At 36.1% G+C, this 18,193-nt stretch carries 18 protein-coding genes; 17 read left to right on the top strand and 1 reads right to left on the bottom strand.

All coding sequences use genetic code 11. The features are described 5' to 3' along the window. Positions 1 to 491: 491 nt before the first annotated feature. The 17 genes from ACQCPR_RS16550 (at position 492) to ACQCPR_RS16470 (ending at position 16,939) form a co-directional block, all read left to right on the top strand. Positions 492 to 1,595 carry a sugar ABC transporter substrate-binding protein gene (locus tag ACQCPR_RS16550; RefSeq protein WP_093495965.1) on the top strand — a complete coding sequence of 368 codons (1,104 nt, stop codon included), beginning with the start codon at positions 492 to 494 and terminating at the stop codon, positions 1,593 to 1,595. 83 nt (positions 1,596 to 1,678) lie between these two features. Then, the gene (locus ACQCPR_RS16545) at positions 1,679 to 3,199 is read left to right on the top strand and encodes an ATP-binding cassette domain-containing protein (protein ID WP_427137580.1); all 1,521 of its coding nucleotides are present in this window, start codon (positions 1,679 to 1,681) and stop codon (positions 3,197 to 3,199) included. A gap of 13 nt (positions 3,200 to 3,212) precedes the next feature. Further along, a complete protein-coding gene (locus ACQCPR_RS16540) occupies positions 3,213 to 4,388 on the top strand; it encodes a sugar ABC transporter permease (protein ID WP_269922467.1) in 1,176 nt (391 codons plus the stop codon). 298 nt (positions 4,389 to 4,686) lie between these two features. Further along, entirely contained in the window at positions 4,687 to 5,667 is a 981-nt protein-coding gene (locus ACQCPR_RS16535) for a substrate-binding domain-containing protein (RefSeq protein WP_427137579.1), read from the top strand. Beyond that, positions 5,664 to 7,127 carry a sensor histidine kinase gene (locus ACQCPR_RS16530; RefSeq protein WP_090568984.1) on the top strand — a complete coding sequence of 488 codons (1,464 nt, stop codon included), beginning with the start codon at positions 5,664 to 5,666 and terminating at the stop codon, positions 7,125 to 7,127. The genes ACQCPR_RS16535 and ACQCPR_RS16530 overlap by 4 nt, the downstream gene beginning before the upstream one ends. After that, complete coding sequence (locus ACQCPR_RS16525; RefSeq protein ID WP_090568987.1) at positions 7,102 to 8,649, top strand: response regulator; 1,548 nt, start codon at positions 7,102 to 7,104, stop codon at positions 8,647 to 8,649. The genes ACQCPR_RS16530 and ACQCPR_RS16525 overlap by 26 nt, the downstream gene beginning before the upstream one ends. A gap of 12 nt (positions 8,650 to 8,661) precedes the next feature. After that, complete coding sequence (gene xylF, locus ACQCPR_RS16520; protein ID WP_090568989.1) at positions 8,662 to 9,723, top strand: D-xylose ABC transporter substrate-binding protein; 1,062 nt, start codon at positions 8,662 to 8,664, stop codon at positions 9,721 to 9,723. A 484-nt stretch (positions 9,724 to 10,207) separates the two neighbouring features. Beyond that, the gene (locus ACQCPR_RS16515) at positions 10,208 to 12,112 is read left to right on the top strand and encodes an endonuclease MutS2 (RefSeq protein ID WP_427137578.1); all 1,905 of its coding nucleotides are present in this window, start codon (positions 10,208 to 10,210) and stop codon (positions 12,110 to 12,112) included. A gap of 90 nt (positions 12,113 to 12,202) precedes the next feature. After that, positions 12,203 to 12,379 carry a hypothetical protein gene (locus ACQCPR_RS16510; protein ID WP_175496323.1) on the top strand — a complete coding sequence of 59 codons (177 nt, stop codon included), beginning with the start codon at positions 12,203 to 12,205 and terminating at the stop codon, positions 12,377 to 12,379. Positions 12,380 to 12,531: 152 nt separating this feature from the next. Further along, positions 12,532 to 13,239, top strand: a complete 708-nt coding sequence (locus ACQCPR_RS16505; protein WP_090569001.1) for a nucleotidyltransferase domain-containing protein — start codon at positions 12,532 to 12,534, stop codon at positions 13,237 to 13,239. A 16-nt stretch (positions 13,240 to 13,255) separates the two neighbouring features. After that, positions 13,256 to 13,579 carry a hypothetical protein gene (locus tag ACQCPR_RS16500; protein WP_090569003.1) on the top strand — a complete coding sequence of 108 codons (324 nt, stop codon included), beginning with the start codon at positions 13,256 to 13,258 and terminating at the stop codon, positions 13,577 to 13,579. 15 nt (positions 13,580 to 13,594) lie between these two features. Then, a complete protein-coding gene (locus tag ACQCPR_RS16495) occupies positions 13,595 to 13,927 on the top strand; it encodes an NUDIX hydrolase (protein WP_427137577.1) in 333 nt (110 codons plus the stop codon). A 130-nt stretch (positions 13,928 to 14,057) separates the two neighbouring features. Further along, on the top strand, positions 14,058 to 14,513 hold the full coding sequence (locus tag ACQCPR_RS16490) for an SRPBCC family protein (RefSeq protein WP_427137576.1): 456 nt from the start codon (positions 14,058 to 14,060) through the stop codon (positions 14,511 to 14,513). 73 nt (positions 14,514 to 14,586) lie between these two features. Next, entirely contained in the window at positions 14,587 to 15,219 is a 633-nt protein-coding gene (locus ACQCPR_RS16485) for a lysozyme inhibitor LprI family protein (protein ID WP_427137575.1), read from the top strand. A 104-nt stretch (positions 15,220 to 15,323) separates the two neighbouring features. Beyond that, positions 15,324 to 15,788, top strand: a complete 465-nt coding sequence (locus tag ACQCPR_RS16480; RefSeq protein ID WP_427137574.1) for a hypothetical protein — start codon at positions 15,324 to 15,326, stop codon at positions 15,786 to 15,788. A 66-nt stretch (positions 15,789 to 15,854) separates the two neighbouring features. Beyond that, complete coding sequence (locus ACQCPR_RS16475) at positions 15,855 to 16,337, top strand: N-acetyltransferase family protein (RefSeq protein ID WP_427137573.1); 483 nt, start codon at positions 15,855 to 15,857, stop codon at positions 16,335 to 16,337. Positions 16,338 to 16,408: 71 nt separating this feature from the next. Continuing rightward, positions 16,409 to 16,939 carry a D-glycero-alpha-D-manno-heptose-1,7-bisphosphate 7-phosphatase gene (locus ACQCPR_RS16470; protein ID WP_427137572.1) on the top strand — a complete coding sequence of 177 codons (531 nt, stop codon included), beginning with the start codon at positions 16,409 to 16,411 and terminating at the stop codon, positions 16,937 to 16,939. A gap of 154 nt (positions 16,940 to 17,093) precedes the next feature. Here the strand turns inward: ACQCPR_RS16470 and ACQCPR_RS16465 are convergent, their stop codons facing one another. Continuing rightward, positions 17,094 to 18,191 (bottom strand): GerAB/ArcD/ProY family transporter, encoded by a 1,098-nt coding sequence (locus ACQCPR_RS16465; protein ID WP_427137571.1) that lies wholly within the window; start codon positions 18,189 to 18,191, stop codon positions 17,094 to 17,096. Positions 18,192 to 18,193: the final 2 nt, after the last annotated feature.

Below are 18,193 nucleotides of genomic sequence, written 5' to 3'. Positions count from 1 at the left end.
TAATTAAATATCCATTATTTAGTAAAGCTTTCTCCTTATCCAATAAAATTTCTACTTCTGTCCCAGCCTCTTCATTAGTAACTAAAAATATCTCATGAGTACTGGGTTCTTGGGACTTGGAAGAAACCAAGGAACGATGGCTATGAGTATCACCCAAAATAGAGGACAATCTAAGTTCCCCGCGTACAGCGGCAGCTGCATGACCAACCTCCTATTAGCCTACACAGGGTGAGCGATAAGCCTTCACTCGGAAATCAATGGCATATTTAGGTTTCTTTTGAGAGAGGAAAGCATCTTTTTGCCCGATTTTTCATATTGACCTATATAAGAATCAAACCTAAATTCTAGTCCAAAACCCAATATCTTATTCCAAAAGTTAAAAAAGTATAGGTAATGATAAAAGAATACAGTTGATAGCGCTTTCATATTAATATTCTGAATTTATAATTAAGGAGTAATTACTTTTTAGAAAAAGGGAGAGGGATAAAAGAATGAAGAAGTTCAAGGGGTTAACTTTTTTAGTTATTTTGATGGTTTTCGCATTAGTGGCCGCAGGATGTAATAATGGCGGGGACAGTTCGGTAGATGTTGGTATCGTATTACCGACAAAGGATGAGCCGCGTTGGGTTCAAGATGAGCAACGCTTTAAAGATGCTTTAGCAGATTCGGATTATTCTACGGAAATTCTGTTTAGCCAAGGATCTTCAGCGAAAGAAAAAGAAAATGTTGAAGCACTTTTAAATAAAGGAATTAAAGTATTAATCATCACACCTCATGATGGAGCAGCAGCTGCTGCAGCAGTGGAAGCAGCGAAAAAAGAGGATGTTACAGTTATCGCGTATGACCGTTTAATAACGGATACGGATGCAGTAGATTACTATGTAACTTTTGATAGCTTAGCAGTTGGAGCTGCACAAGCACAGTATTTAGTAGACAATGCAGATGGCTCAGATGTACCACTTTATTTGTATGCAGGAGCAGCGTCTGACAACAATGCATTCTTGTTCTTTGAAGGAGCTTGGAAAGTGCTTCAGCCGAAAATTGCAGATGGAACTTTCAAGATAGCTAACTCAAGTGAAGCAGAAGCGTTAAAAGATTCAGCGGATCTATCGCGTGACCAATTAGGTAAAATCATCGGTCAGATTACAACGAACTGGGATGCCAATGATGCTAAAAATAAAGCACAGACACATTTAACTGCAGCTAGTGACGATTTAAAAGGGAATGTTTCAATTCTTGCACCAAATGATGGAACTGCTCGTTCTATCGCAGATGTATTTGCTTCTGACAGCGCTATTACAGATTACTTTGTAACTGGGCAAGATGCAGAAAAAGCTTCAATTCAATACATTATTGATGAACAACAATCGATGACTGTTTTCAAAGATGTTCGTACATTAGTAAAGGACGCAATGGGAATGGCAATAGAAGTTCTAGATGGTAACACGCCAGAAACAACAGGTTCTTACGATAATGGGTCAGTTGAAGTAAAAGCAAAACAAACAGATGTAATCGTAGTTGATAAAGAAAATGTAAAAGCAGAGCTTATCGACTCTGAGTATTACGAGGCAAGCGAATTCACTGGTTTAGAGTAAACATCTGAAAAGGAAGAATAGTGATAGATTCATCTATCACTATTTCTCCATTTTTATTTGTTTTAGTAAGGGGAGGCAATAGTATGAGTGATTATATTTTAGAGATGAATAGTATTTCTAAAGAATTCCCAGGTGTCAAGGCCCTCTCAAATGTGAATTTCAAAGTGAGAAAAGGTGAGATTCATTGTTTGGTTGGAGAAAACGGTGCAGGAAAATCGACTCTGATGAAAGTGCTGAGTGGAGTGTACCCATATGGAACTTACGATGGGGATATTGTATTTGAAGGAAAAGTTCAACAGTTCAATGAAATAACAGATAGTGTCAAAGTTGGTATTGGAATTATTTATCAAGAGCTAGCACTATTTCCAGATTTGACTGTGTATGAAAATATATTTGCTGGAAACGAACTTAAAAAAGGTCCCTTCGTAGATTGGAATAAAACGATAGTTCAAGCAACCGGTTTGTTGGAAAAAGTAAAGTTAAAAGTGACTCCAGAAACATTGATCAAGGAATTAGGTGTAGGGAAACAACAGCTAGTTGAAATTGCCAAAGCTCTAAGTAAGGATGTTAACTTGCTTATATTAGATGAACCAACTGCCGCACTTAATGAGGATGACAGTGAAAATTTATTGGTACTTCTAAAGGAACTGAAAAACCAAGGAATTAGCTGCATTATGATTTCTCATAAGCTAAAGGAGGTCATTTCCATTGCAGATAAAGTAACAGTATTACGTGATGGACAGACGATTTGTACTCTAGACGCGAGTAACGGTGAAGTATCTGAAAATGTCATTATAAAAAATATGGTAGGCCGCGACATAGAAGATATTTATCCAAAGCGTCTGGACAAGAAAATCGGTGAAACGATTCTAGAATTATCTGATTGGACTGCTTATGATTCCCAACTTGGTCGGAATGTCGTAAAAAACGTTCAGCTTGAGGTGAAAAAAGGCGAGATTATTGGAATTGCAGGACTTATGGGATCAGGTCGTACAGAACTTGCGCTCAGCATTTTTGGTAACCCTAAAAACTATAAGCTACAGGGCAACATGAAAATGTTTGGGGAAACAAAAGAACTAAAGCATACAAGTGAAGCTATTAAAGCTGGTATTGCCTATGTGACTGAGGATCGTAAGGGAGACGGCTTATTCTTATTACAGGATATTAAGAGTAATGTTTCAGCAGCGCATCTAAAAGGAATCTCCACAAAGGGAATACTAAATTTAAACGAAGAAGTGAAGATAGGAACTGAATATAAGGATTCGCTTTATATTAAAGCAAGCTCACTTGAACAGATTGTTGGGAAACTCAGTGGTGGAAACCAACAAAAAGTATCACTTGGTAAATGGTTGTTTACTGGACCTAAGATTTTGATATTGGATGAACCGACAAGAGGAATCGATGTAGGAGCGAAGTTTGAGATTTATACAATAATGAACGAATTGATCAACGAAGGAATGAGTATTATTATGATTTCTTCAGAACTAGGTGAAGTACTAGGGATGAGTGATCGAATATATGTCATGGCGGAAGGCTCCGTTAAAGGCGAGCTAACGATGGAAGAAGCGACACAAGAAACGATAATGGAACTTGCGACGCAATAAAAGGGGGATAACGATGAACTTTTTTAAGGAAGCTAAAGCGCTCGTCAAAGCCAACATTCGAGATTATGGAATGTATATTGCGTTAATAGTGATTATGTTAACGTTTACGATTATGACGAACGGATTATTTATGTCTTCACGAAACATTAGTAATTTATTGGATTCAGCAGGCTATATCGCTGTATTGGCAGTAGGGATGACGCTAGTGATTGTCATACGTCACATAGATTTGTCAGTTGGATTTTTAGCAGGATTTTTAGGTGCCATTGCTGCGATATTTTTAACACAAATGGGAGTATCGGTATGGATTACTATCCCAGTTATTTTAATCCTTGGAGCACTAATTGGATTGGTTAATGGTGTATTAGTAGCGAAAATTGGAATACCATCCTTTGTAGCAACACTTGCAGGAATGCTGATTTTCCGTGGGGCTTTGCTTCAGGTTACGGAAAAGACAGGAACTATTATTATTAAAGACGATCAGTTTAATGCGATTGGGAATGGATTTATCCCATCTATTATGCAAATAAATGGCTTGCATCTTTTAACATTATTAGTAGGTTTAATAGGGATTCTTTTATTTGTTTACAATGAAATTTCAAATAGACGTAACAAAATGACCTATGGTTTCGAGGTTATGTCTAGTGGATTATTCAGTGCAAAGCTTGTATTAATATCCGCAATTATTGGATATATTACATGGATTTTAGCAGGGTATAACGGTTTGTCTTGGACAGTAATCATTATGATTGTAGTAGTAGTTATCTATCATTTCTTATCGTCGAAAACTGTACTTGGTCGCCATATTTATGCAGTCGGGAGTAATCCAGAAGCTGCTCATTTAAGCGGTATCAATGTACAAAAGATTACATATATCGTATTTGGGTCGATGGGAATGCTCGCTGCATTATCTGGGATTCTATTTACTTCTAGGCTTCAATCAGCAACGACAACAGCAGGAACACTATTCGAGCTAGATGCTATCGCTGCAGCATATGTTGGAGGGGTATCTTCTGCTGGAGGTGTCGGTAAAGTAACAGGTGCTATTATTGGTGCCATTGTTATGGCTTCCTTATCAAGCGGGATGAACTTACTTGGTGTTGGTATTTCTTATCAATACATGATTCGCGGAGGGGTATTAGCTGGGGCAGTTATCTTTGATGTGATGACACGTAAGCAACGGGCTTAATATAATAGGATATGTTTTGTGGCACCCTTTCTTTTTGGGGGTGCCTTGTATTATATATAAGGGATTATGGAGTTTACTTGCTTTTATTAGTAATTTACTTGTGCTCTGTAATCGTTTACTCACGGATAGCTAAACAATACTTGCTTACAATCTATATTTATTTGCTCCCATGTGTGAAATACTTGCGGAACGGATAATTTTGTAAAAAAAGGCGTGGAAAGCATCTAGAAATACGATTGGTCAATTTCATTCCTGATGTTAATATGGAAGAAACAAGCCTACGGAAAGGGGAAGGTAAATGCGGAAAAAAATTGTTCTTCTATTAGGAGCTCTAATCATTGTTTTTAGCTACTTAACTATTGTATCTGCAACAAAGGCTTTTCGATCCACAAGTGAATTACCTGCCACCCTTTCCGAGATGGAAGATACTATTCGTCTTGTATTAATCACCCAAGAACTGGATACTCCTTTTTGGAATAAAGTCGGACAAGGAGCAAAGCAGCAAGCGAAGGAAGAAAATGTTGAGCTTGAAGTATGGGGAAGTTACGGAAATGATCAAGAAGAATTTTTAAAAAAGATGGAGATTGCCATTCATTCCAAAGTCGATGGAATCATCGTGCAGGGCTTAGATACAGAGGAATTTAAAGAACTGTCAAAAATTAAAGCAGCCTTTTATGGAATTCCTGTCATAACGGTTGCAAATGATGTTCCAGTAGAAGAAAGCTTGCGTAAAACATACGTCGGCTCCGATCAGTTCTGGGCAGGAAAAATGATTGCCCATCAGCTTATTAAAGAAATGGGCACATCTGGGGAAGTGATAATTCTTGGGGATGAAGTGCAAGCATATTATCAACAAGAACGTTTAGCAGGGATACAAGATGTTCTCGAGGGATACCCAGATATTAACATAATTATAAGAGGGACAAAGGACACTAATGAACAAGTGATTTCGACAACCCAACAGCTTATGAATGAGGTACCTAGAGCCACAGCATTTATCGCGGTCAATGCAAAATATGTGGGTCCTATGATTCAAGAAATAGGAAGGCGAACACAGGTGGAGCCATATCATATTTATACGTTTGATGATGGAGTTGAATCGACGGCCCTTCTAGAACAAGGAAAGCTAGATGGTATTTTAGAGCAAAAACCAGTGGAAATGGGCAAGGAAAGTGTGAAGTGGCTCATGGAATGGATTACAGGAAAGACGGTTCCTCTTAATTCTGATGGGTATTTAACAGAAACAAATATGCTTGTGTCGGATGGTGACATGCCTTGACCACCATTCAACGAAAGATTTGGTTACTCGTTTCCGTTATGCTACTTATCATGGGAATTATTTGGATGATGCTGACTTATTACAACCAGCAAACACAAGAACAAACAAATACCATTCTACAACGTTATTTACGTATGAATGAAGTAACGATTGCTAGTCAGAAAATTATAACCGATTTAAATAATTTCTTGCTGGACCCAACAGAAATGAATAAAGCCAAAATAGAGAAAAGTATTAAAACCATTGAGGAAGTTCAACAGGACGTAGCAAAACTTCGCAATGAAGAAAATGCCTTTTCTGTTACAAACTATATACATTTAATAGATAGTTTAGTGGAGACGACAAATCGTTCTATACTATTTTCAGAGGAGCAGGAATTAGAAGGTTCTACGAATGAATTCAATGAAGCGAATCGTATATCGATGTACATATCTGAAATGACATTAACAATCTTAGATCGAGAATTAAAGACCTATAATCTATTTTACCGAGAAATTATTGATCAGTCCGAGGAGTTAAAAAAACTAGGTTTTTGGATACTCCTGTTAGTAACTTCTGTACTGCTTTTGGCTACCTATTGGTTCTCGCTCAGTATTACAAAACCTGTTCATCAGTTAACGAAGGCTGCAAATGAGTTAGCTCGGGGCCGTTTCAATCAAAGAATAAAAGTGGAATCTAACGATGAAATTGCATTCTTAGCGCAAACATTTGATGAAATGCGTATTAATATTAATGACTTAATATTGGAGATTCAACAAAAGGCGCAGCTTGAACATGAACTTCAGCAAAGTAAGTTGCTACTGAAGGAGAGCCAGTTAAGAAGTTTACAGAGTCAAATTAATCCTCATTTTCTATTTAACACATTGAATACCTTGTCTAAGAAGGCCTATTTGGACGGTGCAGAAGAAACGAGTGACCTATTGGTTAGTGTAGCGGGATTGTTGCGTTATAACCTAAAGCGGATAGATCGTTCGGTTACATTATATGAGGAAGTACTTGTGCTCAATCAATATATGGAAATACAAAAAGCACGGTTTACGGACCGTTTAAATTTTAAAAAAACTATCGATGAATCATGTTTGCATGTCAATATACCTGGTCTTACACTTCAACCTATTATTGAAAACGCAGTCATTCATGCAATCGAGCCAGAAGAAAATGGAGGTACCATATCGTTTAAAATTTTAAGAGATGGTTCCTGGATTATTATTGAAATAGAAGATAGTGGAAAAGGGATATCACAGGAAAATATTGAATTGTTACTAAGTGGACAAATGGGTTCCAACGAAGGGCACTCCACTGGTATTGGTTTTCAAAATGTAGTTAAAAGGCTCCAGCTATTTTACGGTGTAGATAATTTAGTATCTATTGAAAGTGTAGAAGGTATTGGAACGAAGGTAATCATACAAATCCCAGAAACTAGGGAGGAGGTAAGTGATGAGACTTTTAATCGTAGATGATGAACCAATTGAGCGAGAAGGAATGAAGGCCATATTGCAAAAGGCATTTCCTAATCTTTTAATAGAACAGGCGAAAAATGGAAAAAATGCAATTGAAAAAACTGATAGCTTTCAGCCTAATATAGTATTAATGGACATAATGATGCCTGGGATGACTGGGTTAGAAGCCATTGAAACTATTCAGTTTTCACATCCTACTACCAAATTTGTAATGGTAACTGCTTTTGATATGTTTGATTATGCAAGACAGGCCATCAAACTTGGGGTGAAAGATTATTTATTGAAGCCAAGTAAAGCTAGTGAAATAGTTTTAACGGTAGGAAAGGTACTGGATGAGTGTCAGCAGGAGCTAGAGGCGGCAAGTAATAGCGAGATCCAAATCGAGAAGTGGGAGCAGGCACTAGCCTTGGCTGAAACAGACATTGTCACTCAATTACTATTTGACCACGTACATGAGGTTCATATTGATATGCTAGTAGAAATGCTGGATATTCGCACTTCACTTGAAAAATTCGTTGTAGTGGTTGTTTTACCTGAAGGTGCACTACATTATTATTTATCGATTAAAGAGAAGGTTAGGGAATACGGAGATGCTTGGGTTGGTGCTTTAAATGGGAGGCAGCTTCCTCTAATCATTTTTCGAGATTCAAAGAGAAGCTTTCGTTCCCAAGCGATAGCTTTAGCAAAAGGAATCTTATCTTTGGATAAGGAGAAGCAGGGAACAGATTGGTTTTTGGGGATAGGTCAGGTGTGTGAAAATCTAGACGATATCCGCCTATCTTACCAAGATGCACTTATTGCAACTATGGATACATCATTAGCAGTTAAGTATAGATTTTATATGGATGTGCCAGCGCTTACTTTAGAAACAGATAATCAGATTATCAAGCAGCAGCAGAAAGATTTCTTTGATCATATCCGGCTCGGGGATTGGGTGACAATTCGTACTCGTTTGTTGGATGTGATTCAGCAGTATGAAAATGTCGGGAATTCATTAATCTATACGCAGCAGAGAATTCTTGAGTTGCTTTGGGTAGCAAATCGTGTAATGGATGAAATGGGAATGGAAACAAGTGCATTATTTTTCTCCTTTCAAGCAAATGATTATAGACAGCTGCGAACAGAGACATTATTACTGCTTGAACAGATGAATTCTGTATATAATACACATTACGATCAAATAGAAGCCGATAAGATACATCAGATACAGCAGTATATTAGAGAACATTCACATGAGGATATTTCTTTAGATGCGCTAGCATATCGAGTGAATTTGAGCCCGATTTATATTAGTAAAATGTTTAAGGAAAAGCTTGGAGTCAACTATATAGATTATTTAACGGAGTGTCGCATAGAAAAAGCAAAGAAATTATTGAATAATCCAGAGAAAAGTTTAAAGGAAATTACCTTTGAGATTGGCTACCATGAGCCGAATTACTTTAGCAAGGTTTTTAAGAAAATGTGTGGAGTATCTCCGAAGGAATATAGAAAAACATTATGGAGTAAAAAAGCTGAAGTGTAGAGGAGGAGTCAGATGAAAAGTAAATTCATTGCCGTTTATCTGTTAGGCGTAATTATGTTTCTTTTTGCCTGTACGGACTCATCTGCACCTAAAACTCCTAGACCAGAAGATAGTCCGATTGTCAAAAATGCCGACCCTGTTCGGATTGGATTTTCCATGGATACATTGCTAGAGGAACGTTGGTTGAAAGACCGTGAGTTGTTTAAAGAAGCTATAGAAAACCTCGGAGCAGAAGTTGAAATAGTTGCTGCAAACGGAGATGATGCGTTACAGATTTCACAAGCAGAGACACTCATTCAAAGCGGCATTGACCTATTAGTAATTGTTCCTCATAATGCGGCTGCTACAGCGGCAATTGTTCATAAAGCTCATCTTGCAGGTATTCAAGTCATTGCCTATGATCGTCTTGTCAAAAACGCGGAGCTTGATATGTACATATCCTTTGATAATGAACAAGTTGGCAAAATGCAGGCAGAGGCTATGACAGCGCTTGTTCCAAAGGGAAACTATGTCTTTATAGGAGGAGCTATCACAGACAACAATGCTCACCTCTTAAAAGATGGCGTATTCAAGGTGTTACAACCGTATATTGAGCGTGGAGATATCCATGTTGTCTATGATCAGTGGACGAAGGATTGGACTCCTGCAAATGCACAAGCTAATATGGAACAGGCTATTCGTACTACGAATGGTCAGATTGACGCAGTAATTGCTGCAAATGATGCCACAGCAGGTGGTGCGATTCAGGCACTCGAGGACCATGGCTTAGCTAGTAAAATACCAGTAGCTGGCCAAGACGCAGATTTAGCAGGTGTTCAACGGATTGTAATTGGAACACAAACAATGACTGTTTATAAGCCTATTCAAATCCTAACACAGAAAGTAGCAGAAATAGCAGTGGCCATGGCAAAGGGAGAACCCGTAACCGCGAACCAACAAGTAAATAACGGCAAGAAGGAAGTGCCGTCAGTTTTGCTAGCACCAATTGCAGTAAATATAGACAATCTCGAAAGCACTGTTATTGAGGATGGCTTTCATACAGCAGAAGATGTTTATGAAAGAAGTGAGGAATAAATTATGGAGAACCGTGTTTCAACAAAAGTGGCGCGGGTTCAACCCATCGTCACGATACCAAGTTCAATTCCCGATTGACTCTCATTTTGAATGATGCTATAGTGTAAATATTCTAATAAAAGGTGTGGTGGAGTATGTCTGAAGTAGGTATGAGCTAATTTACATTAGTTTAATAAGGTGTGTAAAACCTGGTTATAAACCAGCTTTTTTAGTACGCCTTGTTCTACATTGTATTTCAATGTAGATACCTACCTGAAGACTGCTTCCGCATTCCTTATTCGTTTAACATATTGGTATGTTAAGGCGAAGAGTGTAGTGGGATTTGTCCTGCTGCGCTCTTTTTTTACCTCTTTTTATAAACGATTTGTATGTCATGTATTTATATACGTGGCAGATGCCCGCAGGAGCTTTCTATCCATTTTTAAAATGGAGTGGTAGGAGACTTCTTTGCGGGCATTTTTAAATTATTTTAGGAGGTAAGAAAATGAATAAGATGACATATGAAAAATTACAATATAACGAACTTAAAGAAATGGTGAAATCCTACTGCGTTAGCAGCTTAGGAAAGGAACTATTGAATAATCTTTTTCCAAGTCCAAACATTAAAGTGGTGAAAAATAGACTAAACGAGACAACTGAGGCAAGAAAGTTATTAGATGCAGAAAATCATCTTCCGTTAAAGGGTATCTCCAATATTAATCACCTCATGGAGAAACTTGAGAAAGGGATTATTTTAGGACCGTCTGAATTAGTAGCAATATCAGATTTCTTAAGAGGGTGTAGGGTGATTAAGAAATTCATGTTAGGAAAAGAATTTTTTGCCCCTATTCTTCACTCTTATGCTTATTCCATGATGGAGTTTGCGACTATTGAGGAAACGATTAATGCTTCTATTAGAGGGAATATGGTGGATTCTGAAGCGAGTAGAGAGTTAAAGCGTATAAGAAATCAAATAGCAAAAACCGAAGAAAAAATAGAAGAGCGGCTGCATAAATTTCTCAAAAGCAGCGCAAACAAAGAATATATACAGGAATTTTTTATCAGTAAAAAAGACGACAGATTTACTATCCCGATTAAAGCTTCCTATAAAAACCAAGTACAGGGAACGATTATTGAATCATCTTCTAAAGGATCTACAGTATTTATCGAACCAGCAACAATTACTAAATTTAACGGAGAGCTAGCTACTCTTAAATCAGAAGAATCGAAAGAAGAGTATCAAATTTTAGCTACTATTTCTGGAATGATTCAGGAGGAAATTAGACAAATTCATATTAATATTGAATTGATCGCTCAATATGACATGATCTTTGCAAAAGCGAAATTTAGTAAGAGTATCGATGGTATTGAACCAAAGTTAAACAATCATGGGTTTATCCATTTAAAAAATAGCAAGCATCCACTTTTACCTGGCAATATAGTACCTCTAGATTTTGAAATTGGTAAGGATTATCGTAGTTTGATAATAACTGGACCAAATGCGGGAGGAAAAACGGTGGTGCTGAAGACAATTGGTATTTTAACTCTTGCTGTTATGTCTGGTTTTCATATTGCTGCTGACGTTGGGACGGAAATAGCAGTGGTCGATAATTTATTCGTCGATATTGGAGACAATCAAAGTATTGAAAATTCACTAAGTACCTTTTCATCTCATATGAAAAATATTTCAGAAATTATGCGTGTTTCCACGAATAATACATTGCTTCTTTTCGATGAGATAGGAAGTGGAACAGAACCAAATGAAGGGGCAGCACTAGCAATCGCAATCTTGGAAGAATTTTATCAAATGGGCTGTATTACCGTCGCAACGACCCACTATGGAGAGATAAAGCGCTACTCAGAAATCCATAGTGACTTTATGAATGCGGCGATGCTGTTTAATAGTGAAGCATTGGAGCCAATGTATAAGCTACTCATTGGAAAATCAGGGGAAAGTAATGCGCTATGGATTTCTAAAAAAATGGATATTCAAGAGAAAGTTCTAAAAAAAGCACAAAGTTATATGGAAAACAAAACATATGATTTAGAACGTGTGAGAGAAAATAAGATTAAAAAACCAACTACTCATAGGGAATCGGAAGTAGAAACATACAATTTTGAAAAAGGTGACAGAGTTAAATTACTTGAATTTGACGATTTTGGGATCGTGTATGAGAAAAAGGATCAACAGAATAATGTGTCCGTTTTCTATAAAAATGAAGTAATAAAGCAAAATGTAAAAAGAATGGTGTTGGAGAGCAAAGCATCCGACTTATACCCCGAAGGATATGACCTATCTACATTATTTGTAAGCTATGCGGAAAGGAAATTCGCGCATGACATGGAAAGAGGGTCCAAAAAAGCTTTGAGAAAAATAGCTAAAGAAATAAAAAAGCAAAAGAATGAATAACAAGAGAGTAAGTGAACTTGAATATACACTTACACAGTAGGCATAAAACCATCTAGCTAGAGCAAATTATACTCTAGGAGGTGAATATTCATGAGTAAAAATAACAAAAAGACAATCAATGTAAGAACGCATAATAGTTACGAGCTTTATAAAAATCCCACGAATAATCCTGACGAGGAATTTTCAGAAGAGTTTGTGGAGATTTCAAAAAATAAGATAACGAATGAAATTAATAAAAACCCATCTAACAAAAGAAAAAATAATTAGTACACGTAAGGTGAGTTCAATACGAGCTCACCTTTTTCTTGCATCAATTTATCGTCGTTTAACAGTAAGTGGTCTGAGAGAATACTAGATTTTACGTATTTTAAAGGTTTTCCTCCCTGCTATAGAAATTATTAAGGAGGAGGTTGATAGACATGAATAAAGATAAACCAATTGAGGCAGCCCAAAAGTTTATACATAAATATTTTCCAAATTGTAACGGAGCTTTGTTAGCAGGAAGCGTCGTTCGGGGAGAGGAAACAGATACATCAGACTTAGATATTGTGATTTTTGATGAAACAGTTCCTTCTTCTTATAGAGAATCGCTTATCGAATTCAATTGGCCAATTGAAGTGTTTGTACATAATACAAGCTCCTATAAGTCGTTTTTTGAGAGTGATCGAGAGCGTGCACGCCCTTCTCTGCCGAGGATGGTGTCGGAGGGAATTATCTTAAAAGATGATGGAGTAATTGAAATTATAAGAGAAGAAGCCATAGAATTGCTAAAGGAAGGTCCGGAAGAATGGTCCGAAGTAACTTTACAAATAAAACGTTATTTTCTTACCGATACACTTGATGATTTTATAGGATGCACAAATAGAGGAGAAGAAATATTCATCGCAAACGCATTAGCAGAACTTGTAAGTGAATTTGTTTTAAGGAGCAACCGTCATTGGATAGGAACTTCTAAATGGATTGTTCGCTCTTTAAGGGCATATGACGAAGACTACACTATTCAATTTGTTGAAGCATTTGAGACATACTATACAACAGGTGCTAAAGAAAGGGTAATTCACTTAGTTGAGGCAGCAATGGAGCCTTTTGGGGGACGATTGCTAGAAGGTTTTTCGTTGGGGAAATAAGGAATTTGGAGGCTGTATGAAAACTTTTATTGGTGTAATATCCATACTCTTTGGAGTGTTATTTATAAATGTAACAATTAATTCATTTGAAAAAGCTGGAAATATTATGCTAACTCTCTATGGAATAACATTATGTGCACTTGGTGCTATTATACTTAGCAATCGAAAAATAACAAATGGTAGAATTTATACAAGGGTTATAGGTCTAGGTATTACGATGATTTTATTTGGAATTGCATTCGTATTGAAACCGGGAGATTCGGGAAGTAGTTTTGGAATGCTCCTAATTGTTTTAGGTTCGTTATTTTCCATAGTAGATTACTTTTGGACTAAAGGATAGAGAGTGGGTGTGAAATTGCTAACTAAAATAGATGCTTTGCCGACTGATAAAAAAATTGCAGGAGTTCATTGTGTTCCATTTACGGAAAATGGCAATATTCTTATGTCGTGGGATAGAGATGAACAACTTTTGACGACAATAGGAGGAAGGTTAGAAGGAAATGAAAGCATTGACCAGGCTTTAGAACGTGAGGCTATGGAAGAAGTGGGAATTTTATTAGAAGAAGAGAAAATCCCTTTTGCTTTATGGTATTGGGATTCTACAGATTCTTATACAATATGGTTTTTAGCGAAAGTGAAAAAGATGGAGCCATATTCCGTTGATTTTGAAAAAACGGGCTATGTTTAGTTTAACTTTGAAACAGCCTTGCAATTAATAGAGAAGATTGAACCTAACAATCCCAAAAGAACTAACCTCATAAAGTTAGCGGAAGAATCTGCTAAGGAACATAATTGGCTTTAAAAAAAGGGGTGAGTACTTGCCTAAAATTGTACATAAACTAATCATAAATGCTCCGAAAGAAACTTGTTTTGACTTGGCAAGGAACGTAGAAGTCCATACAAAAACAACCTTCCACACAAATGAAAGAGCAGTAGGAGGAGTGATGTATGGTTTACTAAAGCAAGGTGATACAGTTACCTGGGAAGCTACACATTTCTGTATTCGACAAAGACTTACTGCTAAAATAGTATGGATGGAAAGGCCAAATCAGTTTAAAGATATTATGGTAAAGGGTGCTTTTCAATCATTCATTCATACACATGATTTTCTAGAAGTACCTGAAGGCACATTAATGGTTGATACATTTGAGTATAAATCTCCTTTAGGTATTTTAGGAGTTTTGGCAGATAAATTATTTTTAGAAAGATATATGGAAAAATTTATTATTTCCCGTTCTATGGAACTAAAGAAAATAGCGGAAAAAAATAGTTGAATTACCAAACTTTTTAACCTCGTGCAACGTCTAATAAATAACGACTTTAAAGAACATACATCAGGAGGAGACAATGAAGAATTTACTAGTTTTTTTAATACCAATGGTTTTATTGATTGGGTGCAATAATGAGGAGACAGAACAGACTCCAGAAACGGATCAGCTAAGCAGTGAAACGGAAACAGAAAAGTCAAGTGTGGATGAAGAAAATAAATTAGAAGAAACTACAATTGTTGAAGAAGATAAAAGCAATGATATAGTAGAGGAAAATAAGAATACGAATGAAAAGCCAGTAGTGAAGGAAAAACCTGTAACTAAAGAAAAAACAGAAACTGTAAATCTCCATAGCACAAAAGAGAAATATTTAAAGCAGCTAAATGACATTGAAAATAGTCTAAGTGATTTAAACAATCAATACAACAGTGGTACACAAACCGAGATGCACGAAGCGAAGTCTGAAATTCTCAGAAAATGGGATAATGCTCTTAATGAGATTTATGGAGTATTGAAAAAACAGCTATCTGCAAATGAAATGAGTAGTCTAAAAGAGGAACAGCGGAATTGGATTAAGCAAAGAGATCAAAAGGCAAAAGAGGAGTCTTCTGTTTTTGAAGGTGGAACGATGGAGGCTACTATATATGTTGCTACACAGGCACAGCTGACGAAAGAACGCTGTTATGAATTAGTACAAAAATATATGAAGTAAAAATAGAGTTGAAAATCAGCGGATGTTGGTTTTCAACTTTTTTGGTAGAAATATGTAACATTATTTGGTATGAATAGTCTAACTTTTATAAAGGGGGAAATCCAATGAAAAGAATTTTAGCAGTCACTTTGTTAGGTTTATCATTAATAATGACAGCTTGTTCGGAGGAGTCAATTGAAAAAGAAAGTGAAGATGATTTCCCACCTACCATGGCAGGAATAATAGAAGTTAATGGGAAACAATATGATATTGCAACAGGGAATTACAAGTGGGAAAGAAATGAAGGAATGGAGACACAAGTTATAGCAACTGATGCAGCTTCCCCCTATCAAATTGCAGATGACTTTAAGGCAATTCTAATCGGTCAAAGTGAGACCATTCATATTAATGTAGAAGCTGAACCAACAATAACTGTTTATCTTTGGGATGAAAATGGAAGACAAAAAAAGGTTTCAGTAAGTAATAACCATATTAAAGCACCAGAAAATGCCGGGAAGTATGTATTCGAAGTACTTGCGGAATGGTCAAATGGGGAAGTATCTTATACATTTGTTGTAGAGATTAAATAAAAACTTGCAGGGATAATTATAGATTTGTAGAAGTAAGCAATAGGCTGATATAGAGGTGATTATACTTTGATAATTATTAGAAGTATCAAGAAAAACGAACTCGAATTCATGAAGGATATGTTATATGAATCTATTTATATTCCCGAAAACGTTAAGAACAAAGAAGAACTATTAAATTCCCCCTCTATTAAAAAATATTATGAAGAATGGGGAAGAAAAGGTGATACTGCATTAATAGCAATAGATGAAAATAACCAAGCTGTAGGAGCAGTTTGGTATAGATTATTTGATGAATCAAATAAGGGATATGGCTATGTTGACAATAGAACTCCCGAATTAGGAATAGCAGTAACTAAAGAAGCTAGAAAACTAGGAATAGGGATATTACTTATGAAAAAGATAATGAAACAGGCTTTGGAGGATGGATATAAATCTCTATCCTTAAGTGTAGACCCTGAGAACACGAGTGCAGTTTATATCTATAGGCAATTAGGTTTTATAGACTACAATGTATCGGGGACATCCATTACGATGATTTACCGAGGATAATAAAATAAACAGAGCAAGTTTGGGGAATAACTAAATGGGAGTAGAAAAATTTAAACAAAGGTGTGTTGCACATGAAGACTGCTGTATTCTTGGACCGCGACGGTGTTATAAATGAGGTTTTAACAGAAAGAGTTAAATTTGTGAACAGGCCAGAGCAACTTTACTTTTTACATGGTGTCCCCGAAGCCATTAAGAAATTAAATGCTGTATTCGATCATATATTTGTCGTTACCAATCAAGGTGGAGTAGGATTGGGATTTATGAAGGAATCTCAACTGCAAAAAATCCATGATCATATGATTGCAGTATTAAAAAAGGAAGGTGCCACCATTCATGAAGTGGTGTACTGTCCTCATAAGCCAAAATCTGGTTGTGCATGTCGGAAACCAAATAGCAAACTAATCGTAGACCTTGGTAAAAAATATAATATCGATTTGTCTAAATCCTATATGGTAGGTGACACTGACACAGATATTATTGCAGGAAAAAAAGCAGGCACAAAGGGAGTTTTCTTAGGCAACAGTGACCCTATTGCGGATGCTGTCTTTCCAGATTTAATAACCGCAGTAGATTGGATTTTACAAGATGCAAAAATAAGTTAAAGGAATTTAGTTCCAATGTTTGGACAGGCGGAATAGCTACAGTTATTGATCCAGATGATAAGATTGGGGACAATGTAGTAGTATCTTCACTATCCTACTTAATTGCATGGACAATGTAAAGGTTGGAGTAAACCCTGTTAAAATAACAAAGTGCTTATTGGGTCTTGTTTATTTTATCTTTTATAAAAATTGTTAGGCTGAGAAATAAGGGGAGAATTACCCAAAAAGGTAAAATAAATGGTATTCCAACTACTTGGGGAAACTCGATAGATATATCAACAACATTCCTTGGTAGTAGAGATAGAAAAAATGCTATACCAGCTATATAAAACACCATTTTGTGTCTATTTATTTTAGCTGTATACATTGAAAAACCATAACTAGTTACAAATAAATATAAACAAATTTTCAAGAAGATACTTAATATCCAAACCGTTATCACAATTGCATCTAAATTTTCGATCATCCCGAAGATTGAAATGTACCTTTCTAAAATTAGAAATGGATATAGATGAGTAGAAGCGATTTTAACTCCGAACGTAGCGATAATCGATGTAACAGATAATAAATATAGTAAACCACTTGTAATAATACCCCACACCAAATACTTTATTTTATTTGGATGAAATTCACTAAGATTAAAAATCCATAATATTAATACACAATCTGTTAAAAAAGCAGCAGGTCCTAAGGAACCGGTTATAATAGCTAAAATACCACTGTCATACCAAAAGGGTAGTAGATGTTTTACATCCATATTTACTATGCCGAGAAGTATAGGAGATATAATTCCCAACAAAAGAATGGGTCCAAAAATCTCTGCTAGACGACCTATAACACCTAATCCATGAAAGGTTGGATATATGGCAGTGACTAAGATACAAAATATTATTACACTAATAGGAGTATTTGGTAAAACTGTGCCCGATACAAATTCCCCGTATTGTCTAAGCATTACTGCTAATACAATAGTAAAAGAAATTAATAAAAATATGGATAATATTCTACCGATCCATTTCCCAGCAATAGTTTCAATAATTACATGAAAATCCATACTTGGATATCTAGTGCACACTTTAATAGAAGTCCACAAAGTAAGTAAGGAAATTAATATTGCTATTAAAGCGGACAACCAAGCATCTTGTTGGGCTACCATTATTGAACCTGAGGGTGTAAGCAGCATATTCATAATTACCTGCATACTTAAAAATAACCAAAATAATTGTTTGTATGTCAATACATTATCATTCAAAG

The organism is Psychrobacillus psychrodurans (assembly GCF_050209195.1).
GTDB lineage: Bacteria > Bacillota > Bacilli > Bacillales_A > Planococcaceae > Psychrobacillus > Psychrobacillus psychrodurans.
The sequence above is the reverse complement of the archived record's forward strand: the minus strand, read 5'-3'. Positions and strand labels throughout refer to the sequence as shown.